16 protein-coding genes and 2 pseudogenes are annotated in these 22,468 nt (G+C 56.2%); 9 read left to right on the top strand and 9 right to left on the bottom strand.

Going from position 1 to position 22,468, the window contains the following annotated elements; all coding sequences use genetic code 11:
• Window positions 1-86: 86 nt before the first annotated feature.
• From QMK47_RS00440 to QMK47_RS00425, 4 genes and pseudogenes are all read right to left on the bottom strand, one after another.
• Window positions 87-1,187: a polyamine ABC transporter substrate-binding protein gene (locus QMK47_RS00440; RefSeq protein WP_320389637.1), complete on the bottom strand. Its 1,101-nt coding sequence runs from the start codon at window positions 1,185-1,187 to the stop codon at window positions 87-89.
• A gap of 11 nt (window positions 1,188-1,198) precedes the next feature.
• Window positions 1,199-2,230, bottom strand: a complete 1,032-nt coding sequence (locus QMK47_RS00435; protein ID WP_003206957.1) for a histone deacetylase family protein — start codon at window positions 2,228-2,230, stop codon at window positions 1,199-1,201.
• 379 nt (window positions 2,231-2,609) lie between these two features.
• Window positions 2,610-2,969, bottom strand: a complete 360-nt coding sequence (locus tag QMK47_RS00430) for a DUF6124 family protein (RefSeq protein WP_153389110.1) — start codon at window positions 2,967-2,969, stop codon at window positions 2,610-2,612.
• A gap of 618 nt (window positions 2,970-3,587) precedes the next feature.
• Window positions 3,588-3,863, bottom strand: a pseudogene (locus QMK47_RS00425) (plasmid pRiA4b ORF-3 family protein); the annotation flags it as partial.
• A 248-nt stretch (window positions 3,864-4,111) separates the two neighbouring features.
• Between QMK47_RS00425 and QMK47_RS00420 the strand changes: the two are divergent.
• Entirely contained in the window at window positions 4,112-5,875 is a 1,764-nt protein-coding gene (locus QMK47_RS00420) for a reverse transcriptase domain-containing protein (RefSeq protein WP_320389636.1), read from the top strand.
• 153 nt (window positions 5,876-6,028) lie between these two features.
• Entirely contained in the window at window positions 6,029-7,312 is a 1,284-nt protein-coding gene (locus tag QMK47_RS00415; protein ID WP_320389635.1) for a hypothetical protein, read from the top strand.
• 395 nt (window positions 7,313-7,707) lie between these two features.
• Here the strand turns inward: QMK47_RS00415 and QMK47_RS00410 are convergent, their stop codons facing one another.
• From QMK47_RS00410 to tssI, 5 genes and pseudogenes are all read right to left on the bottom strand, one after another.
• Window positions 7,708-8,907, bottom strand: coding sequence for a hypothetical protein (locus QMK47_RS00410; RefSeq protein WP_320389634.1), 1,200 nt, complete (start codon window positions 8,905-8,907; stop codon window positions 7,708-7,710).
• Window positions 8,908-9,182: 275 nt separating this feature from the next.
• Window positions 9,183-10,193: a hypothetical protein gene (locus QMK47_RS00405; protein WP_320389633.1), complete on the bottom strand. Its 1,011-nt coding sequence runs from the start codon at window positions 10,191-10,193 to the stop codon at window positions 9,183-9,185.
• Window positions 10,194-10,199: 6 nt separating this feature from the next.
• Window positions 10,200-14,597, bottom strand: coding sequence for an RHS repeat-associated core domain-containing protein (locus tag QMK47_RS00400; RefSeq protein WP_320389632.1), 4,398 nt, complete (start codon window positions 14,595-14,597; stop codon window positions 10,200-10,202).
• Window positions 14,598-14,958: 361 nt separating this feature from the next.
• Window positions 14,959-15,393 carry a DUF1795 domain-containing protein gene (locus QMK47_RS00395; RefSeq protein WP_258690008.1) on the bottom strand — a complete coding sequence of 145 codons (435 nt, stop codon included), beginning with the start codon at window positions 15,391-15,393 and terminating at the stop codon, window positions 14,959-14,961.
• A gap of 18 nt (window positions 15,394-15,411) precedes the next feature.
• A pseudogene (gene tssI, locus QMK47_RS00390) lies at window positions 15,412-17,342 on the bottom strand (type VI secretion system tip protein TssI/VgrG).
• 275 nt (window positions 17,343-17,617) lie between these two features.
• On the opposite strand from tssI, the gene QMK47_RS00385 reads away from it, so the two are divergent.
• The 7 genes from QMK47_RS00385 (at window position 17,618) to QMK47_RS00355 (ending at window position 22,380) form a co-directional block, all read left to right on the top strand.
• Window positions 17,618-18,052 (top strand): DUF1795 domain-containing protein, encoded by a 435-nt coding sequence (locus tag QMK47_RS00385; RefSeq protein ID WP_214513027.1) that lies wholly within the window; start codon window positions 17,618-17,620, stop codon window positions 18,050-18,052.
• 54 nt (window positions 18,053-18,106) lie between these two features.
• Entirely contained in the window at window positions 18,107-19,372 is a 1,266-nt protein-coding gene (locus QMK47_RS00380) for a PAAR domain-containing protein (RefSeq protein ID WP_320389630.1), read from the top strand.
• A gap of 19 nt (window positions 19,373-19,391) precedes the next feature.
• Window positions 19,392-19,655 (top strand): hypothetical protein, encoded by a 264-nt coding sequence (locus QMK47_RS00375; RefSeq protein WP_214513028.1) that lies wholly within the window; start codon window positions 19,392-19,394, stop codon window positions 19,653-19,655.
• A gap of 6 nt (window positions 19,656-19,661) precedes the next feature.
• Complete coding sequence (locus QMK47_RS00370) at window positions 19,662-20,084, top strand: GTP pyrophosphokinase (RefSeq protein WP_210642057.1); 423 nt, start codon at window positions 19,662-19,664, stop codon at window positions 20,082-20,084.
• A 137-nt stretch (window positions 20,085-20,221) separates the two neighbouring features.
• Window positions 20,222-21,517: a PAAR domain-containing protein gene (locus QMK47_RS00365; protein WP_258689993.1), complete on the top strand. Its 1,296-nt coding sequence runs from the start codon at window positions 20,222-20,224 to the stop codon at window positions 21,515-21,517.
• Window positions 21,514-22,047 carry a hypothetical protein gene (locus QMK47_RS00360; RefSeq protein WP_320389629.1) on the top strand — a complete coding sequence of 178 codons (534 nt, stop codon included), beginning with the start codon at window positions 21,514-21,516 and terminating at the stop codon, window positions 22,045-22,047. Before QMK47_RS00365 ends, QMK47_RS00360 begins: the two co-directional genes overlap by 4 nt.
• A 66-nt stretch (window positions 22,048-22,113) precedes the next feature.
• The gene (locus tag QMK47_RS00355; protein WP_320389628.1) at window positions 22,114-22,380 is read left to right on the top strand and encodes a hypothetical protein; all 267 of its coding nucleotides are present in this window, start codon (window positions 22,114-22,116) and stop codon (window positions 22,378-22,380) included.
• Window positions 22,381-22,468 lie beyond the last annotated feature (88 nt).

The raw sequence follows: 22,468 nt of genomic DNA, 5'->3' as shown, positions 1-22,468 counted from the left end.
ATGTATAGCGCACTTGGTGCATGCAAAACCCGTGGCGAGGGAGCTTGCTCGCGCTTGAGCGCGAAGCGCTCACAAAGCAGTCAACCTCACTGCCCAGATTTGATCCGCGTCCAGGCCCGCGTCCGCGCGCGCTCGGCATCCCTGGGCAACGGTTGCAAAGTGTAGAGCGTGGTCATGGCCGCAGCGGTCGGGTACAGGTTGGGATTGCCGCGGATCGCCGGGTCGACCATCTCGGTGGCGTCCTTGTTCGGGTTCGGGTAGCCGACAAAATCGCTGACCGGCGCGATCACCTGCGGTTGCAGCAAGTAGTTGATGAAGGTGTAGGCGTCGTCCGGGTTTTTCGCGCCTTTGGGGATGGCGAGCATGTCGAACCAGATCGGCGCGCCTTCCTTGGGCAGGCGCATGTCCACGGTCACGCCGTTCTTGGCTTCCTTGGCCCGGTTGGCGGCCTGGGAGAAGCTGCCGGAGTAACCCACCGCCACGCAGATCTCACCGTTGGCGATGTCGGCCATGTACTTGGACGAGTGGAAATAGGTGATGTACGGGCGCACCTTCATCATCAGCGCTTCAGCCTTGGCATAGTCCTCCGGCTTCTTGCTGTTGGGGTCCAGGCCCAGGTGCTGCAAGGCCAGGGGCAGGATCTCCGACGGCGAATCGAGCAGCGCCACGCCGCACTGCTTGAGCTTGCTGATGTTCTCTTCCTTGAAGATCAGGTCCCAGCTGTCCACGGGTGCGTTGTCGCCCAGGGCGGCCTTGACCTTGTCCGGGTTGAAGCCGATCAGGATGGTGCCGTACATGTACGGCACGGCGAACTTGTTGCCCGGGTCGTTGGCTTCGATCAGCTTCATCAGCTTGGGGTCGAGGTGGTTCCAGTTCGGCAGCTTGCTGCGGTCCAGGGGCTGGAACACCCCGGCTTCGATCTGCTTGGCCAGGAACACGTTGGATGGCACCACCACGTCATAGCCGGAGTTGCCCGTCAGCAGCTTGGCCTCCAGGGCCTCGTTGGTGTCGAAGATGTCGTAGACCAGCTTGACCTGGCTGTTCTGCGCCTTGAAATTCTCCAGGGCCTTGGGCGTGATGTAGTCGAACCAGTTGTAGACGCGCAAGGTGCGCTCCTCGGCCTGGACAGCGCCGCAAAGCAGCGCGGCGCACACGGCTGGAGCCATTAAACGCTTGAGTCTGTTCATGCTGTTATTCCTCATGGGGCGCTTTGGAAACCTTCAAGAACGTTCACGGCATTGATGCCGATTTCTGCCACCGCGTAGCCGCCCTCCATCACGAACAGGGTTGGCTTGCCGAGCGCCGCGATGCGCTTGCCCATCGCCAGGTAATCCGGGCTGTCGAGCTTGAATTGCGAGATGGGGTCGTCCTTGAACGTGTCCACGCCCAGGGACACGACAATGACATCGGCGTCGTAACCGCGGATTTGCCCGCAGGCCTGCTCCAGCGCCGCGCTCCAGGTGTCCCAGCCTGAGCCGGCCGGCAAAGGGTAGTTGAAGTTGAAGCCCTCACCGGCTCCCTCGCCACGCTCGTCGGCATAACCCAGGAAGAACGGAAACTCCGCCTCCGGATGGCCGTGGATCGACGCGAACAACACGTCGCTGCGCTCATAGAAAATCGATTGGGTGCCGTTGCCGTGGTGGTAATCCACATCGAGGATCGCGACCTTCTTATGGCCTTGGTCGAGAAAGGCCTGGGCGGCGATGGCAGCGTTGTTGAGGTAGCAATAACCGCCCATCAAATCGCCAGCGGCGTGGTGCCCCGGTGGGCGGCACAACGCAAAGGCACTGCGCGCACCGCGCTGGATATCCGCCTGGGCGGTGAGGGCCACTTGCGCGGCGCTGTAGGCCGCCTGCCAAGTGCCGGCGGTAATCGGCGCACCCGCGTCGAAACTGTAATAACCCAGTTGGCCGTGCAGGCTGGTGGGGATGACCGTGCGAAAGGTCCGCGCCGGCCAGGTGAAGGGCAACAAATCGCCGTCGCGGTTGTACTTGGCCCAACGGTCCCAGGCGCCTTTGAAAAATTCCAGGTACGCCGCGCTGTGGATACGCTGGATCGGCCCCAAGCCAAAATCCTGCGGCGCCTCCACCGGCCCCAGCCCCTGCGTCCTGACCCGCTCCAACACATGATCGGCCCGGGACGGCATCTCGAAACAGGGCATCAACTGCCCGTCCATCAACTCGCAGCGCCCGTGGTGCAGGTGGTGATCGTCCGAATAGATCGTCAGCATTTTTTTGTTCTCCGCAAGGCTGGTCGGTTTGAACACAGTCTTGCGGCGCGCGGCGTTTCAGAGAACGGCAGGAGAGGCCAAAAGGGGATCGAAATGGCCAATAACTTTGACCGTAAATCGCCCCTTGTTGGCGCGGGTGTGCGCGGGGTTGGGGCAGAAGGCCTCCTGTGGGAGCGAGCTTGCTCGCGATGGCGGCAGCACGTTACACACCAGATCTCAAAATACACTCGGTCCCCGTGGCGAGGGAGCTTGCTCCCGCTCGGCGGCGCAGCCGTCGTAAACCGGCTGATGCGGTTTATTTGAAGAATGCGTCAGCCTGTTTTGGGGCGGCTTCGCCACCCAGCGGGAGCAAGCTCCCTCGCCACGGGTGGTGTAGCGGCTAGCGCGGGTCGACGTTATCCAACACACGGCTGGCCAGCATTGAACTCAGTTCGATCAGTTGCTGGATGCCAAGGGCGATGTGGCGGCGGGGGCCTTCCAGGTCGAAGGCCAGGTTGCTGATCATCGCGTCGGCGGATGCCAGGTTTTCGCTGAGGTTGGCGAGCAGGCATTCGTTGTCGGCGTTTTTTTTCACGGTGAAGAGCTGGTCTGGTTTGGATGCTTCTTCGGACTTTTCCGGTTTGGGTAGCAGGTAGTGATCCAAGACGCGTTTGGTGGTTTCGTCGTGCTTTTTGTTTTTGCGACCGGAATGGGTAGACGTTGAGTCAGTTTCTGGAGGGTTCGGAGTTATCTTGAACATTTGTTACGTCCTTTGTTAGTAGGCCGCAACCATCTCGCTACTAAACGAAGGGGTGGCAGCTGTGCGCAAGTTAGTAGACCGGTAAAGGACAACGGAAACCCGGCGCGCCCGAAGGCGCCATGCGCACAGCCGCCATCAAGTGCAGGCTATGCCTGACTGATGAGACTCATGCAACCGTTGTCATTGCCGGGCTACTAAACCCGACCACTGATGGGCAGTGGCAGGGAAACGATAGAACCCATGGGCAAGGCGCACAAGCGGGCGGATTCTGGCGTAGTTGTAGGCAATGGCGCAAGGATTCGTAGCTTGGTGGAAGCGTTGCGGAGGGAGAATAAACAAGGCTCCGTAATGCCCAGGATTAGGGGCGAGGAAGCGTGTTCTCGCTCGGTGGCGCAGCGGTTTTTCTGTAGGAATGCGCCGGCCTTTTTGGGGCTGCTGCGCAACCCAGCGGGAGCAAGCTCCCTCGCCACAGGTTGAGCGTCGTTGACCATCCCGAGGTGAACACAGAATGAGCGCACACCGCCAATCCCCCTGTGAGAGCGAGCCTGCTCGCGATGGCGGCAGCACGTTACCTATCTAATCTGAAGGGTAAGCATCCGCACTACACCCGCCTACCACTCAGACCTTGATCCGCTTAAACCACTGGTTCACGCGTTCGCAATCAAAGAATGTCGGGTCGAAGATCTCCCCGTACCACTCCACCGTAGCGTCGTGCTCGGGATGTTCGGGGTTGGTCATGGCCTCTAAAAACACTTCGTAACCCGGCCCGCCGCCCACGTCTTCCGGTGGGCAAGCATTGGCGCCCTCAAGGCAGTACGGCACTTGAGGATAGGCAATAGCGGGTAAAGTTTTTTCGACCTTGATACGGTGATGCCAGTCATCACCGAAGTCGTAAAACTCCTGCTCCAAGGTCTCAAAGATCAAGGTATTACGTCGCGCAATAGTGGCTGTTTGAAGCTATGTCTTGACAGGTTTGATATCAACATGATATCGATGTGGCGTCGGGTCTAGGAGCACAATTTAACTTTCCACTGACTATATGCGGTGGCCAGATAAAGGGTTGCTTTGCCGTTACGCGCCGATGGTTACTATAAGGTTGGCGACTCATGTAAAAGAGAAAATAGCTCCTAGGCCCGATTTTAATGAATATCTTGGATGAGATTTTAAAAGACATGTTTGCCCCTGGTTTAAGCAGCCTCTCTGGGCTTTGTGACCTGCTAGGTGTTAAACAGGAAACGCTTCTTGATTTTTTGTACAAAAGAAAATCAAGCCATTATGTTAGCTTTCATATTCCCAAGAAAAGCGGTGCGACGAGATCTATAAAGGCACCGAAGCGAGTCATGAAACAGCTACAGCGAGAATTAGCTCCTCATCTAGAAAATTTTTTTTATCCAAAATCTTCAACTCACGGTTTTGTAAAGGGGCGAAATATAAAGTCAAATGCCCTGCCTCATGTGGATAAGAAGTTTGTATTTAATATAGATCTTAAGGATTTTTTTGAATCGATACATTTTGGTCGCGTTAAAAATCTCTTTATGGCTGAGCCATTCAATGCTCCGCATAACGTAGCGACTGTTATAGCTCATATTTGCTGTGATGAAGGGAGATTAGTTCAGGGTGCACCCACATCACCATTAATATCAAATATGATCTGTCGCAAATTGGACAGTCAACTACTAGTTTTAGCAAAATCAAAAAAATGCCACGTGACACGCTATGCTGACGATATAACTTTCTCCTTTACAAGCTCTCTTAAGTTCCTGCCCGTCGATCTGATAGAAATATCTGAGGACGGCAGGGTTATACCCGGAAGAGTGCTAGAGCAAGTCATTAATGCTAACGGATTTATCATAAATTCAGAAAAGACGCGGCTTCAGCATTGTACGCAACGTCAGATGGTTACTGGCTTAGTAGTTAATAAATTCCCTAATGTGCCTCGCGATTTTATTCGGCTAACCAGTTCAATGATTCACGCCTGGAAACGTTATGGGGCCGCGTTAGCTGAAGCTAAGTATCTTGAGATTATGAAGGGGGCCAAACAAACAATGCCCGCCCGGCAACACCAGAGAGTAAAGGACAGGGAAGGCGATTTTTTTATTAAGGTTGTAAAGGGGCGTTTGAATTATATTCAAATGATCCGTGGTAGGAGCGATAATGTCTACAGAAAGCTTGCATATGATTTTACCGTCGCCTTAGGTAAGGCGAATCCGGAATTCAGAAAGACGCCGGAAGAGATATTAGGCAACTCGATTTTTGTGGTGGAAAATCTTTCCGACTATAGTCAAGGTACCGCTTTTTTATTGGACGGTGTGGGGATCGTTACAAATCAGCATGTGGTTAGTGGAGTTTCCAAGACTATGGCGCCTCATATGTTGACTTTTACTCGTTCTGAGGATAAAACCAAAATAACCGCCGAGCTTATTTTGTCTGATGTGAAGGCGGATTTAGCAATATTTCATCCAGGGTCTCAACTCCAAAAAATTCCCAGGTTACGCAAGGCAGAAAAAGAAGTCATTCGGCCTATGGAACCAATATTGTCTATTGGATTTCCAAAGCATCGAGACGGCGCAGCACACTACATTACTCGAGGGAGCACAACTCAGCTTCGTAGGCATGTTGATTTAGATTTATGGTTAGTTGATGTGCCATTAATTGAAGGTAATAGTGGCGGACCAATCTTTAATGACTCAATGGAAGTCATCGGAGTGGCATCCAGAGGGGTCGCTCAGAACAATATACAAGCTGCGCTCTATGGATTCATTCCGATCGAGTCACTAAATCGCTTTACTTCAAGGGTGGAGTTTAAATTTTTACGCGCCTTATATGTAATGCTTAATGGTAACGCCCTTCGTCCACTCTCTGAGGTAAGTGGTAAATATGTCAGAAGGAGTCAGGCGCTATTTTAGTTTATGCTACATTCACCAAGTTTCAGAAGTGAAGTAGAAAACTGGTTGTGAATTATGCGGTTCGCGCCGAAATGGGGGGCGTTTGAGTGGTAATGTTTCACATGAGATTTTATAGCTTTACAAATTTCACTGGGAAGTTGAACTGGAGAATGCATGTTGCAGACCGAGGAGAACGTTGAGAATAGCAATTGGACATTGCCTGCTAATGAGTTAAAAAAAATTGTGGCAGAACTTAAAGCACGCTGTGAAATAGCAGATATTGGTTTTCGGGAGCTTCTAGACAGTGATGGAGACAACCTGTTCACGTTGGATTTTAAATGTGGCAGAGAGCGAAGAGAGATCGAAATCTGGGATCAGGCTGAGGTGCTTAATTTATTAAAGCATCCGTTTGAGAATTACTCTTATTTGGTTGGGTTGGAGTCCATATGCAGCTACAAAGATGGTGTTATTGAAACTGCTTTACAAGCTGTAGGCAACATTACTCCAGCTGACATGTACATGAGGTTGTTTGGCGTTCCATTCCGAGATGTATTATCTATTGATCCTAAATTGATAGTTCCGTCTATAGAGCTCGATGGTCCATCTATGCAAATCGGGCTCCCGAGCGCGCTATTTCAGAGTCTTAGCGACGTGGTTGGTAGCAGAGCATTAACATTAAAAATATGTGGGTTGAATATAAAAACTCACGATTCTGCTTTGGAATATCTAAATAAACTTTCTAGCTCCTTGCTCTTTCAGCTGGAATTGATTTGTAGTGTTGCGTTGACTTTGCGGCGGAAACGAGTACCGAGACGACTTCGTAACCAACAAAAATCATTTATCGAGCCTGATCTGAAGTTTCCTGTCAGGGAGTTCGATCAAGCCCCACTTTCGCTTTACTGGTACGGTAGAAGTGCTGCCGGGATGCCGCTATTACAATATCTTGCATTTTACCAAGTAATTGAATTTTATTTTCCTATATATTCACAATCTGAGGCCCATCGAAAACTGAAGTCTATCCTGCGAAACCCAGGATTTCGAGGCGATCGGGAAGCGGATATTGCTAAACTGTTGAGTGCAATACATGTAAGCCGTAACGGTGCTTTTGGCGATGAGCGCTCTCAACTCAGAGCTACGCTTGATGAGTGTGTTGATGTTGAAGAGCTGAGATTGTTTTTTTCCTGCGATGTTGAGAGAAGCAATTTTTTTTCGACAAAATCGAAATTGGGATTTCAAAAAATTAACCTTGTAAATGTGGAGAGTGAGCTTAGGGCAGATGTGGCGCGTCGAATCTATGATATTAGGTGTAAAATAGTTCACACTAAATCTGACTCAAGAGATGCAGAAGTGGAACTGTTATTACCTTTTTCTAAGGAAGCTGACCAGCTCCAGCTTGATATCGAGCTGATCCAGTTTATTGCGCAGCAAGTTCTAATAGCGGGCAGCCGGCCTATGTAGCGCTCTTCATCCGTTTAAAATTAGGAATTTCAATGTGCCTTTCTGCCGTCGAAACTATGCCCGACTATTTTTAACAGAGTCCACGGATTGCTTTTTTGGCTAGGAAAGAGTTTCGTTCGAAGAAAACGTAGCCTGTTTGAGGCTGCTTTGCCCCTCAGCAGGGAGCAAACTCCTCGCCACGGAGTTGGTGGTGTAGCGGTTAGCGCGGGTCGACGTTATCCGGCACTCGGTTCGCCGGCAATGAACTCGCATTTTCCGGCATAGCTAAGCGCGATCAATAAAGAAGCATCGAGACAGTTCTATCCCGACGCTTCGTTTCGTGTTCCTGTCCCTTGTCTACCCATGTGCACCGGGAAGTATCGACAGGCACGTAGTGCTCTAAACTGCATTGTCGATCAACGGAGAGGCCTGGATATACTGTATGTTCCTGGGCCTTTTCCCAATTGCTCAAGCGCTTTCTGAAGGTCATCAACCTTCTGGTTTGCTTCTTCTTTTTTTGCCGCGTTGGCTCCGCTTCGCAAAATTGCCCGTTCTTGTTCCAACTGGAAGACTTTGTCTTTCATCAAGGCATTTCGGGCGTCAGCCTGGGTATCCATGTCCTTGAGGCACCAAGCCGAGAATTTTGTCTGCTCATCACTCGGGTTTGGCACCAAAAGAGCCGACATGCACAATTGCTGTTGGTCATCGGCAAGCACAACGTTATTAACAATCCCTTCGACTGTTGCTGCTATTTGTTGTATGTGGGCATCTGATCGTTGGCTGCCCATGCCAGAGGTTTCTATTTTTACCTTTATCTCTCCATCTGCAATGACGCCTTTTGTTTCGGCTATTGCGCTGTCGATAACGGTTCTATCGTCTTTCAGGTTTTTAATTTTTTCCGCCAAGCCCGATGCGATTTGATCCATTTCCGACGTGTCAGCCTTGGCATCTGCTTTTTTTGCGTCACTGATTTTCTTGTCTACGGCCGTCTTTTCTGCTTCCAGGGCAGAAATTCTATCGCTGACCTTCTCTCTTTCGGCTCTTTGTTCGGAAAGCGATTTTGTCGCCTCAGCCCGCCCACTTGTCGTGAGGGCTATCGGAGAAGCTTTGACCGTTCCGGTCAGTTGCTCAATCGCCAAGAGGGCGACCGTGTTTTTCTGGAAGCGTCTCATGAGGAGGTCATATTGAGCGGCACTTATCGCACCAGACATGTAGCTCTCACACAAGCGATAGCCGAAATCACGGAGCAACTGGATGCTTTGAGTGCGAATGCCCGTGAATGCGGCCCCATCCTGCATGGCGAACGCCAATTCACCGCTTGCCTTCTCTGGATAACCCCCTTTTGCCGCCAACTCATAAGCAAGGGAGGCCATTGCATCGGGGCTTGGTTCTGCGCAGACAAACATTCCGTTCTTTTTGTGTTCCGTCGAAACGAGCTTTCCGTTCGCGTCGTATTTTTTGGTTATGTTCTCATTCGGGGCAACCAGTATGGCTCTCTGTCGAATATCGCTCATGGTGCTTTCCCCACGAGAAATATCAAATGTCCGATAGATACTGTTCAGGTTGGCGCAGCCGGCGATAGACATAATGATGAAAGCTAATAAGGTCCCCTTCATGGCGCATGGCTCCCTTTGCTTTGCGATGATGGCACTTTGGTATAGCTCATGGAATCAATGTTCGCGACCGAGCTGAGCAAAGAATTTTGGGAGGCCCACCCGTGACGTCTTTTTCTAACAAGCGGGGGCCGCTGCGCAGCCCAGCGGGAGCAAGCTCCCTCGCCACGGGATTTGCGCTTAACCTGCGCCTGGTCATTTGTTCGCATGCGTCAGGTCGGACTGCTTGCTTACAGATATTGATTTAGTCGCGGGAGCGCAGATGCATCGTTAGGTATCTACTGGCTGTACAAGATGTTGTAGAACGAGGCTTGCTCATCCTCGATCAAAGACAGATCGTGACCCGTGGGGATTTTTTCGAACAGCGCTTTATTGACCGCCATCCGACGCATGATGATCACCTCCAGCAATTGACCGAACAGCGCTTCATCACGGACGTATTTTTTCAGCTTTAGAATTTCGCGGGGCTTGTCTTTCAGGACGTGAAAGGCGTAATTCATCACAATCATATTGGAGACGAATAGGTTCTCCGTTGACTGAAGCGGATTGACCGCATCGATCAATGCATCAAATATTTTTTGCCTGTCCTGAGCATAGGTGGGCAAAAAAACGTCGGGGTACATAAGCTCGCTGTGGCGATCATTGATCGCGAAGCGGTACTGGGTATCGTGGGGCTCGGTGAGTAATCTGACTGTGCTTGTTTGAAACGTTTTCAGCGTACTGAGCAGTTCATGCTCTTTCCTGCTGTCGGCCTTGATCGCTTTGTAGACCAGATCAATCACATCCAGAAAAGCCATGGACCCCAGCCCATCGGTCGCCATCATTAGCTGATTGCCTTCGATGCTGAACCGACGATACGCCTCGTCATCAATGCTCAATTCGAAGAGGAGGAACCTGAGCATGTAGTTCCGAAGGCGCGCATCCGCATCCAGGGCGCTGTTCTTCAAGCTGATCAGCTGGATCAGGTAGAAGAAAATAAAGTAATCCTTGTTGGTTCGTTGCCGGTTGTCGATTTCAAGCAGGTAGCCAAAGCGCGACAAGACCAGGAGCAGGGCGTAGCAGTCGGGTTCCGTGAAGCCGTTTTTCAACATGGCTTTTTCGAAAGCGCTGGCGGAAAACAAATCATGCCAGCGGCTAACACTGAAGGGGGAACCGTTGTGTTTTCTCGCGACGACGGACAGCAGTGCAGGCTCGTCTGCTTCGTAAAAAACAGCACCCAACGCCTTTGGATACGGCCGGACGTTCAGGAAATTTTCAAGCTTGTATGAGAGCAGATCGAATATGTCCATCTGGCTTTATCCGCAGGTCTTCCATTTTCCGTTCGGGCCTTTCTTCTCGACACGAAATGACGTAATGGTTTTATTGAATTTATCCAATAATCGGAAACCGATGCCTCTGGCCTTGGGCTCATTCGTCTTGGACAGCACGCCATCTTTCAGGCCCGTCTCTTTATAGTCAACGGTAGAGATGTCCTTATGGTTATTGAGGATGCTGACCCCTTCGTTATTGACGGTGGCCACTACTCGATACTTTTCATTGCCTGGGTTGAATCCAGGGTTACTGTCCTGGTTGACCCAGACTGCTTTTTCTCCCCTGATATTCGGAACCAAGCCGCCTTTGCCTCCGTTGGCGGCCTTGGACGAGACGGTTTCGCTTTCGCCCATGTACCGAATAACCTCATTCTCTTTGAGCCCCAGCGGGTCGATCCAGGTAAATGGATTCGGTGCGTAGCGATAAAGATTCAGGCTTGCGGCCAGGCCCAACGGGTCGGGCGTGGTGAAGCGGCCTATGTCGGGATCATAGAAGCGGAAGGTGTTGTAGTGCAGGCCCGTTTCCCGGTCCAGGTATTGCCCCTGAAACCGCAGGTTCTGTTCTTCGATATAGTACGGCTCACGGACTTCATCAGCGGTGTTGCCCCACACCTGGTAGTGAGCGTGCCATAGCGGATGGCCGTCACTTTCCGTCAAGGCTTGTGGCAGGCCATTGGGGTCGTTGTGGTAATAGCGGATGCGTTGATGCGCACCGATGCCGTCGACCCGGGCCAAAGGCTCGTGACTGTCGCCGATGTAGAGGTATAGGCTGGTCAGGCTGTTTTTATGTTCCTTGAGTAATTGCAGGCCATCCCAGTCGAAACGCGTGCAGGTGATGAGCCGACCGTTGTTGTCGTGTTGGGTTTTCTCGATTCTTCGGCCCAACGGGTCGTAGCGCATCCTGACGACGTTTTCACCGTCGGATTTCTGGGTCCGAACTTCAACCAGCCGGTGATCCGAGTCATAACTGAAACGCTGCAGGCCGTGCCGCCTGCTGCGCTTTTCAATCATTCGGCCAAAACCATCGTAGCGATAGTGCTTATCCTGATAGCTCTTCAGCTGGTTGTGCGTAACCCCCCCACTTGTACCGGGTGAAGGGTCGAGGAGATTGGCGGCTGCATCAAAGGAAAATGTTTCATTTTGGCTTTGTCGAGTTCCCTGGCTTGCCAGGATCCGGCCTGTCACATCGTAGTGCAGCAGTTGGCGTTGTTGACCCTGTGGCGGCCGTTCAAGGCGCCCCACCAGGTGGTCGCCAGGATCAAACTCAAAATGGGTTTGATCTGCGCCAGGGATCAACGCCGGCTGGTGAGTGTGCCGGCGTTGGCGGCTGCGTAAGCGCCCGCTACGGTCATACTCACTGCGTGTGCTGATTTGACCTTGGGTGCGCAGCACCTCTCGATGCAGCCGGTCGCGTTCGAAGTCGCTGATGACGTGGCCGTCGAGGTTGATTTGGTGCAGATGACCACTGCCGTAGTACAGGCGGTTGACCCAACGGCCATCGGGCAGTTGGGTCTGGATCAGGTTGCCGAGTTCGTCGTAGTGATGCTTCAGAACGCCTGCTGAACTCTGCTCCTCAATCAGATAACCCAGCGCGTCATAAGCAAAGCCCAGTCGTTGTTCGTTGCCGTCGTTATCGATGACGATGGCTTCGATTAACTGATTCAACGGGCTATAGCTGTACCGGGACTGTCCATCAGGTGTGATTCGGGTGGTCAGCCGGCCAATGGCATCACGTTCCAGATGATGAACAATGGTCTTTTCACTGAGCTGATGATCACCTCGCGGCGCTGCGATAGTTTCGACTCGGTTTACGTTGTTGAGGGCGTCGTATGTATAGCCTTTGGCGCTGCCATCAAGGTTGCGCTGCTCGATCAACCGATCCCCGATATCCCAAGCAAACCGGTAGCTCTCGCCATTCTCGTTGGTCAGCGCTTGCAGTCGGCCGAAGCTGTCGTAGGCAAACTGCACCTGTCGGCCCTGGGCGTCGGTGCGCTGGCGGACCTGGCCGCGGCGGTTGTGTTGGTAAAGCGTGGTGTGCCCGGCCGGGTCGGTGTAGCCGGTGAGTTGGCCGGCGGTGTCGCGCTGGTAGTGTTCGGTGCGGCCGTCCGGCAATTGGCTGCTGAGCAGGCGCCCCTGGGCGTCGTAGCTGAATTGGGTGCGCTCGCCGAGGGCGTCGGTGATGGTTTGCAGGTAGCCCCGCTGGTCATAGCTGAAGCGCGTCGGATAACCCGAGCAATCGACGTGTTCCACCAATTGGCCGAACGGGTTCCAGCGCAGCTTTTTGCTTTTGCCGGTGGCGTCGATGATCTCCACGACTTGGCCATGGGTGTCGTAGCGGTAGCGGGTGATGTGGCCCAGCGGGTCGGTTTCCGCCGCGCAGTTGCCGCGTTGGTCGTAGCGGTATTTCCAGCTGTGGCCGGCGGAGTCGGTGTCCACCAGCGGCAGGGCCCAGTGTTCGAGCCAGAGGGTGGATTCGCTGCGGCCCAACGGGTCGGTTTCGCTGAGCAGGTTGCCGGCTTCGTCGTAGCTGAATGTGTACTGGCCGCCCTGCGGATCGGTGGCGCTAAGCAACTGGCGTTCGTCGTTCCATTCGAACAGCCACGTCTGGCCGAGGTTGTCAGTGAACTGGGTGATCTGGTGCTGGCTGTTCCAGTGCCGGGTGCTGACGCGTTGCAGGCTGTCGCTGATGCGGGTGATGCCGGCCTTGAGGTCATAGTCGAACTGGTAGGCGTCGCCTTCGTCGGTCCAGTGCCGGACCACGCGCCATTCCTGGTCGTCGATCAGGGCCCATTCGTAGAAGCAGTGCAGGCCGCTGGGCAACTGGTGCTCGACCATCCGTTGCCCGGCGTCGTAGCTGAAGCGCCGTTGCACCTGGCCGGTGGCGTCGCGCACTTCGGCGAGGGTGTTGGCCGCGTCGTAGGCGTAGCTGACCAGCACTTCCCGCGATTGGTCGGGGTAGAGGCGTTCGATGTGGGTGACGCGTTCGCCTGCGCGGATCAGCTCGACTTGCACCAGGTCGAAGGTGTCGCGCAGCCGCGCCAGGCGTCCGGCGTCGTCGTAGTCGAGGTGGATGCGGTTGTCGTTGCGGTCACCCAGTTGGCTCAGGCGCAGGTGTGATGGGTTGGCGGGCGAAGGTTCGAACAAACGGTACAGGCCGTCGTCGCTTTCGATCAGCAATTGCCCGTTCACATGGCGGCGCACGGCCAAGCCTTCGCCGGCACTGAACACCGCGCCGCCCAACGGGATGGAGCCCATGTCGATGGGCCGGCCTTGTTCGTCGGTGTAGACCAGGGTTTCGCCGCCGTCGGGGTGGGGCTGGATTTGCACTTGGACTTCGTAGGCCACGCTCCAGCCGGCACCGAACAGGCTGTCGCGGCGTTCGTCGCGGCTGTTGTAGACGCGTTGCCAGTCAATCGGCAGGATGCCGGGCAAGACGAAATCCAGTTCCTCGTCACCGCCCAATACTTTGGCGCCTGTGGCGGCATGCACCGGGTTCGACGAACCCAGGGCGGCGTTGGCGGCCGCGTTCGCCGCGCTGCTGGCGGCCATGGACACCGCGCCGCCCACCAGCATGCACGGCAGTTTGCTGAAGAATTTGCCCTTGCTGCCCTTGAGCATCAGCAGCGCGGTGACCGCCAGGCCTACGCCCGGGGTCTTGCCGCTGCGGATCTCGCGCACCACCACCGAACCGCCGCCAATGGTCACGTTGGGCGAAATCAACCCGGCCGACACCACCGTTGCATCACAGGTGCTGCGATCGCCGCTGCGCACGGCGGGCTGGCCGTTGATGGTGACCTTGTCCGAACCTTCGGCCATGAACTGCGGTGGCATCGGCGGATGCTTCATGCAGATGACCAGGTCTTCCGGCTTGGGCACGGCGCCGGGGGCGGGCGTTGCGACGGTGGGGCGCCACATTTGCGAGAAGAAATTCCCGGCCATGTCCAGGTAGCTGGGGTCTTCTTCAGGCTCCGACGCTTCAAGCTCGGTGCCGGCCGGGGCGACATGGGATTCAATCGCTCCGGCGGCGCGGGCCGCGGGGATATTGTTGGTGAGGGTGTCCTTGGAGCCGGTGAGGATGTTGGCCTGCACCGTGGGCGGAAAGAGGGCGTTGCCGATGCCCTCGCATATATTGCTCAGGCCTTTGTCGGCCCCGGTCTTGCTCATGGCCAGGCCGACGATGGTGCCCACCACCAGGCCCAGGACGAAGCAACCCAGGCCGCCGGTGACCACGGTGATGCCCGTGGCCGCGACCACGGCGGCGGTCGCCAGGGCGGTGATCGCGATGTTGGCCGCCACCTCCAATACGCCGCCGAGGATGTCGGCCATCATCGAGGTGTGGTTGAGTGCATCGCCCAGGCGGGCGGCCCAGAGCGCGTCAGACATGCAGGTCGCTCAGGTGGCTGATGAGAGTGTGTTCAAGCAATTTGATGCCTTCCATTGCGCCTGTTGTCCTTGTGGGTTACGGCATGCTCATTGATGCCATTTCTGGCGCTTGATCCGCTTCGGTTTGTCCCTGTGGGAGCGAGCCTGCTCACGATGACGTCTGACCAGTCAACATCACTAGCGTCTGACCCACCGCTATCGCGAGCAAGCTCGCTCCCACATTTTGATCGGTGATGCCTTCCACTTCCCGGTCACCACCAACCCCCTGTGGGAGCGAGCTTGCTCGCGATGAGGCCTTTTCAGTCAACACTCATCAGTGGCTGGGCCACCGCTATCGCGAGCAAGCTCGCTCCCACAAGGGTCAGGGTTGGGTGTCGAACAGCAGCGAACCCTTGATCGTCGCCCAATGCGCCGCTTCGGCATCGCCCAGTTTCTCGGCTTTCACATAGCTCAGGGCAAGCATCTTGCGGGTGCCGGGCAGTACCAGTGCGAGCTGATACTGGAAGACTTTTTCGTTGCCCTTGTTGAACTGGCTGCGCAATTCGATGGCTTCGACTTCCTGGTTGGCGCCCACGCGCACGGTGGCGCCCGGTTGGCAGCGCAGTTGCTGGACCTGTTTTTCCAGGCGCTTGAGCTGGTCGTCGAGGTTGCTTTGCAGGGTTTCGCCGTCAGCCAGCAGGCTGCGGCTGACGATCAAGGAGGTGCCCAACTCAGGGAACTTGAGGATGTTGATCGTCGCGTCCAGCAACTCGCTTGGCGGCAGCTGGAGCTGGAATTCATTGAGGCGGTAAGTCATGGCGCATAAATCTCGAAGTTAGCCCTTGGGGAACGCGGCGCTGATGTTGGCATCGATGCTGCCCTTGACGCCCTGGCCATCCGGCGTGGCTCCGGGGCCGCCACCATTGTTCAGGTGCAACACGCCGCCGGTGTTGAACTCGGCGTCGCCGCTGGCGTAGAAGCTGATCTGCACGCCGGTCAGGTTGATCTGGCCGCTGGCGTTGAGCTCCAGGATGCTTTCACCACACACCAGGCGCAGGTTCTCGCCCACTTCGATGACGTAGCTCTGGCTGATGCTGTCGGTCTTGCGCTGGCCCACCGAGAGGATGTCCTCCTGCTTGACGATGCGCAGGCGGTTGTTGCCGATGGTCACCGTCTCGTTGTGGCCGATGCTCTTGTTGCGGTCGTGACCCACCGAATGGCTCTCGTCCACTTCAACCACGATGTCCTGGTTGCGCTCGGCGTGGATGTACAGCTGTTCGGCGCCTTTTTGTCTTCCATGCGGATTTCGTTGAAGTTCGCCGGCGTGCCGCCCTTGCTCGAACGGCTTTTCATGCCGCTCTGGGTCGCGTTATCTGGCAGGTCGTAGGGCACGGTCTGTTCGGCGTTGTAGACGCGGCCAGTGATGATCGGCCTGTCGGGATCCCCTTCAAGGAAACTGACGATCACTTCTTGACCGATGCGCGGGATCTGCATCGACCCCCAGTTTTTCCCGGCCCAGGATTGCGACACCCGAATCCAGCACGAGCTGTTTTCGTTGGATTGGTCGTGACGGTCCCAGTAGAAATGCACCTTCACCCGGCCGAATTGATCGGTCCAGATTTCCTCACCTTTGGGGCCGACCACCAACGCGGTTTGCGGGCCTTTGACGATGGGGCGATGGGTAGTCGCCAGCGGACGATAACTCTGCTGGGCGTCGATGCAGGTCAGGCTGCTTTCGAACTGCGCGGTCGGCGCGCCACCGCCGGTTTCGCCGCTTTCCTGGGAAATGTAGTAGCGGGCGCCGACGATCAGGTATTCGCGGTTCTGGTCCTGGCGGCTGAAGCCAGTGAGGCTGAACAGATGCCCCGAGCCCAGGCCCCGGGCGTTACCCGCCAATTCCACCTGTTCATGCAGGCTCTGCAAGGCCTCGATGCGGGTGCGGGCGTAGTGTTCGCCGTCCTGGCTCTGCACGTAGGTACCGGGGTAGTCATACAGCGGATAGTCGCCGGCGGTGTGTGGACGCGGCATGGCCGAACGTACATCGATGCGCGCGCTAGGGCGCTGGAAATCGTAGTCGTTGAGCTCAAGCGAACCCGGCTGGACTTCCTGGGCCAGGTGCCAGTCGTGGATGTGGTCGCGCTCGCGCTGCTGCTCGTTCTTCGGGTAGTAGGGCACCGAGCCGTAGCCGGGGGCCGTGGTGTGGGCGCCATAGGCATCGGCCAGCACCAGCACATGGCGACCCTGCTCATGGCGGAAGAAATAGTAAATCCCTTCCTGTTCCATCAAGCGGCTGACGAAATCGAAACTGGTCTCGCGATACTGCACGCAGTATTCCCACTCGCGATAAGGCCGGCTCAGGGCGTCTTCGAAATCGGAAAAGCCCAGGTCGCGGAACACCTGCTTGATGATCTGCGGAATGGTGAGGTTCTGGAAAATCCGGCAATCGGAGGTGCGGGTCAGCAGCCACAACCACGGCCGAAGCGTGGCCTGGTAACTGGCGAACTGGCCCTGGTCGACGTTCTGGCTGCAACGGGCGACGATGCCATGGAAATAGCGCTCACCACCGCCATCGAGCTGCAGGCTCACGCACATGGGCTTGCCGAGCAACTGGTTGAGGTCGATGGCGTTGTCCAGCGAGTGCAACTGCAACTCGTAGTTGAACAGCCGCCCCAGCTCTTCGCCACCGCCCATGTCTTTGAGTAACAGCACCTCAGGTCCCAGGGGGCTGGTGACCTTGGCCAGGCGTGAGGCTTGGTTGAATAACATCAATTATCCCTTGTTGATGCCTTGCATTCCCGTAGGAGCTGTCGAGCAACGCGAGGCTGCGATCTTTGCCCAGACCCTTGAGTCTAAAGCGAAAGATCAAAAGATCGCAGCCTTCGGCAGCTCCTACGGGGCGCTTGATCGCTAGAGTAGTGACGCTGATCGCATAATGTAGTGCCTTACGTGAGGCAGAGGAACCCGGTTCTTGATTGTTACCAGGCATTACTTGAATATCTGCTCCTTCGCGCGTCACCTCACGTCCATGGAAAGCGATTACTGTGACCTCTTACCGCATTCAAGAAGCCGATCTCGAAATCCCCGATACCTGGCAGGACCAGAGCATCAATATTTTCAAGCTGCCGGCAGTCGGTCCTGCTAAAGAAGCCAGTTTCGTCATCAGCCGCGATGCCAGCCAGGGCGACGCTCCTTTTGCCGAGTACGTGGACCGCCAACTCAAAAGCGCGGAGCAGCAACTGCCGGGCTTCAAGCTGGTGCAGCGCTGGGACACGGTGCTGCAAGGGCATACCGCCACATTGCTGGATTACACCTGGCAACGCGAAGGGCGCGACTTGATGCTGCGCCAGGTGTTCATCGAGCGTAAGCCCTCGGTGCTGATCACCACCTTGACCACGACACCCAATGACTTCGCCTACCATGAGCCGGCCTGGAAGGTGGCGATGCATTCGTTCAAGCCACAGCCTCCGATCATCTGAGCATCGACACGTCCCACTGAGCAGTCATACGAATCAGTAAGGTAGATGCGCGTAATGGATGCACAGGCCGCGGCACGTCTGGGTGACGAAATAGCCCACGGGTTCGGATTGGCCGCGATGGTCGCCGGAGCCGTGGCCGGCGCCTTGATCGGCGCCGCGGTCGTTGCCGCGACTGTCGCCACGGGCGGCGTGGCCCTGGCGATCATGGCCGGCTCGATTGCGGCTGGCGGCTTGTCGATGTTCCAGATCGTCAAGGGCCTCTCCACCATCTTCAACCTGCCCGAGCCCACCACGGGGGCGTTGATAATGGGCAGCTTCAACGTCTACATCAACGACCGCAACGCCATGCGGGCGGGCGAAGACACGTCATCTTCCTGCACCGGGCTGCCGATGAACCACCCGATCTGGCCCTTCCCGGTGCTGATCGCCGAAGGCAGCGCCACGGTCTTCATCAACGGCAAACCGGCGGCGCGCTTGCACAGCAAAATGGTTTGCGGCGCCCACATCAAGAGCGGCAGCCCGAATACGTTCATCGGTGGGCCGACGGTGTCGGTGGCGTTTGTGCTCGACCTCGAAGGCTGGATGCACACCGGGTTGGAAGTGTTGGGGTTGTTGGCGGCAGGTGCGGCATTGGTCATGGCCGCCATGGCGGGTATCGCCGTGCTCGTCGAATTCGTGGTGGTGGGCGGATTGATCCTGGGGGGCATGGAGCTGCTAGGCGATTTAGGTGATCGTCTGGGGCCAGGCTATCGGGACTTGCTGCAAGGTGTCGCCGGCATGGCAATGCTGGGGCTGAGCCCGAAAATGGCGAAGGCGGCCAAGCCTGCCGAACTGCCGCCGCCCAAGTACAAGCCTGGCACGACCGAGGCCGATATCCTGGCAATGCCGAAAGGCTCGCGCCCCGATGCCGACACGTACTTGTCACCGCAGTATGTGAAAGAACATTTGGCCCAGTTCGAAAACGGCGCCTCCCGCTTCACCACAAAGGCCAATTTGGACAAGTACGGCATCGCCCAGCGCGACGGTACGACGTTCCTCATGCCCAAGGCTGAAGCCGATCAATTGATTGCCAATGCCAAGGGCGACAAGAGGGCATTGGAGAAGGCGCTTGGGCTTCCAGAAAACACCCTGGAAAGTAGTACCCTGGTGCGGGTCGATATCCCCGCGCCGAAAGACATGAACCTGCGGATTCCTTCAGGTAACGAGGCCGGCGCGAACGAATTCTGGATTCCTGGCGGCAAGCTGCCAACCGGTGCCAGCGAGGCGGTCATCGATGCCGGGGGCATTTTGCCCAAAGATTTCAGTTGGACGCCATTATGACGGTAGAGGTAGGCAAGTCATGAAATTTCAAGATGTTCTGGTCAGTCGCGAACACATGTTCTCCGTGGGTATCGAACAGGATTCGGGTCGATTCTATGTCTCCATACCGGTCAGCAACGGCATGGCCGACTACGAGGAATATTATGAAATCAATCAGGCGACCTTCGAGCTGTTCAAGCGTGACCCGGATGCGGCGCTGCCGTTTGTGGCGCGTTGCAGGAAGCGTGAACTGGACGAGCTATTGATTGTCCAGCCGGGAACGAACCGCGGCACGGCCATCTGATCGCCAATGAGCATTCTGGACGCTGCAATCGCCCTGGCTTCAAGGGTCCACGCGGGCCAGGTGGATAAGGCCGGCAAGCCCTACATCCTCCACCCGTTGCGCCTGATGATGAAGTTCGACGGGCTTGAAGAGCAACTGGTCAGCCTGTTGCATGATGTGGTCGAAGACGGCGATGTCACGCTGGATGAGCTGCGTGGGCTTGGCATTCCCGAGGTTGCAGTGACGGCGATCGACTGCCTGACCAAGCGCCAGGGCGAGTCCTATGAACAATTCATCGCCCGGATTCGTCCCAATCCACTGGCGACCAAAGTGAAAATAGCGGACATCCACGACAATCTTGATCTCACCCGGCTGCCCGTCGTGCGAGACAAGGACCTGGAACGCGCCGCGAAATATCATCGGGCATTGCGTTACCTGCAAGAGCAATGAATCATGTCGCCGCCGTCTGTTCGTTGAAGGACAACGCGGCAAGACCGGCGCTGCGTTCGCTCTGGCCGTACCCCGCGATCTCTGGTCATCGATAACTCCCCTGTGCAGTCACACCACCAGTAAGTTGGATTTTCGCAATGGATGCACAGGCAGCAGCACGTCTGGGGGATGAAATAGCCCATGGCTTCGGGTTTGCCGCGATGGTCGCCGGAGCCGTGGCCGGTGCCTTGATCGGCGCCGCGGTCGTTGCCGCGACTGTCGCCACGGGCGGCGTGGCCCTGGCGATCATGGCCGGCTCGATTGCGGCCGGCGGCTTGTCGATGTTCCAGATCGTCAAGGGCCTCTCCACCATCTTCAACTTGCCCGAGCCCACCACGGGGGCGTTGATAATGGGCAGCTTCAACGTCTACATCAACGACCGCAATGCCATGCGGGCGGGCGAAGACACGTCATCTTCCTGCACCGGGCTGCCGATGAACCATCCGATCTGGCCTTTCCCGGTGCTGATCGCCGAAGGCAGCGCCACGGTCTTCATCAACGGCAAACCGGCGGCGCGCTTGCACAGCAAAATGGTTTGCGGTGCCCACATCAAGAGCGGCAGCCCGAATACGTTCATCGGTGGGCCGACGGTGTCGGTGGCGTTTGTCCTGGACATCGAAGGCTGGATGCACACCGGGTTGGAAGCATTGGGATTACTGGCCATGGGGGGCGCGGCGATTCTCGCGGCCATGGCTGGCGTTGCCGCTCTAGTTGGTTTTGTGGTGATCGGCGGCACAATGATGGCTGGCATGGCGCTGCTGGGGGACTTGGGGGATCGCTTGGGGCCGGGTTACCGGGACCTGCTGCAGGGCGTCGCGGGAATGGCGCTTTTGGGCTTGGGCCCGAAAATGGCAAAAATCGGTACGGCGCCCAAGCCGCGCTCGGTGAGCTTCAAACCGGGCTACACGTCAGAGGATATCGCTGCGATACCCAAGTTAAGCCGGCCCAATCCTGCCGATTACCTTGAGGCCTCCTATATCGACAAGCACCTCAAAGTCTTTCAGGATGAAGGCGGTGCATTTCTGTTTACCCCCGATGACATTGCCAACCCCATGTATGGAACCTTTAGCGACACTAAGTACGTCATGGCCAAGTCAGACCTGCACGGTGTGGTCGCCGAATTTAAGAAAACCGGTGATCTTTCCATTCTGGAGACCGCTTTGGGTTATGAGCCGGGCAGCTTCACCGGCAAGGAGATTTACATGATGAACCTGGACAATCCCAAGGTTGTCATGCCCTCCGGTAACGAGCGCGGAGCGAACCCGTTATGGCGCCCTGGCGGCCTGACCCATCCCGGCGGTATGCGTGAGGCGGTATTGGATAAGGTGGCCATCCCACACAATAACGACATCAATTTCCTGCTCGCGAACCCGGATGTAGTGAGAATTCAATGAGTGCCAACCTGGATAACGTATTGCTGCTGGCCCTGGCCAATGACGAGCTGGATAAATTCCTCGTGGGCGAGCCGTTCTACTTTCAAGAAGCCAAGAATGACAATGAAGAACCGCAGAACATTGTCGCGGCTTTCGATTTACTGGTGCTGCGTTACTGGCAACAGACCCGCGACCCTCAGTTTCCTGGGCGCTTCGTGGCGGCTCTGCTCAAGATTCTCGCGACCTACCCTGATCGTAATCGGGCGATTTATGTCGCCGCGGTGTGGGTCTGGTACTACCGGTTTTGCCTGAGCAAAAAGCAGGCACAACCCGAGGGGCTCTATGCCGACCTGTTCGAGGTTGATATGGGGGCCGTGGCGCTGGCCCTCCAGCGCCAGCTTGAGCTCAACAAGGTTGAGCTCGTCCAGGACACGCGGTGGGCGGGCGGTACCTGGAACAGCCAGAACGGCCTGTGGGGGCCGCTGATGCGCACCGCCCTGGCCGTCCGGGATAAGCTGGGCGGCCCTGACTTCGTGCCGGCCAATCTCTGAGTGATTGATGGTGTGTTGAAGGCCTACGTGGAAAGAGCCGACGGTGACTCGATTGGTGTTCGAATCATGAATAACGCGCTGGATTCTTCCCTGCGCGCTATCGGGTTTTCGAATGCGGCAGAGAAAGATGTCTACGTTTTGCAGGTCGCGGATAACAAGCAGAAGGCTAAGGTCTTCGATGAGTTGCGTTCTTTGCGGGTGGCCTTTTCGGTGGGCAAGGAATGGTGTCCCTGCGAAGTGTTCGAATATCTTCGCGACGAGCAACTGCTGAGCGGCAAGTACTTGCGAGTCGCGTGGACGCAGCCTGGCCAATACATGCTTACGAACGCGTGATATTGCTTCCGCCGGGCTGCGTTGTAGGAGCTGTCGAGTGCAACGAGGCTGCGATCTTTCCCCAGATATTTGAGTCTCAAGGGAAAGA

This window comes from Pseudomonas sp. P9_35, from assembly GCF_034008205.1.
Taxonomy (GTDB): Bacteria; Pseudomonadota; Gammaproteobacteria; order Pseudomonadales; family Pseudomonadaceae; genus Aquipseudomonas; species Aquipseudomonas kilonensis.
This window is presented reverse-complemented; position numbering and strand designations above follow the sequence as displayed.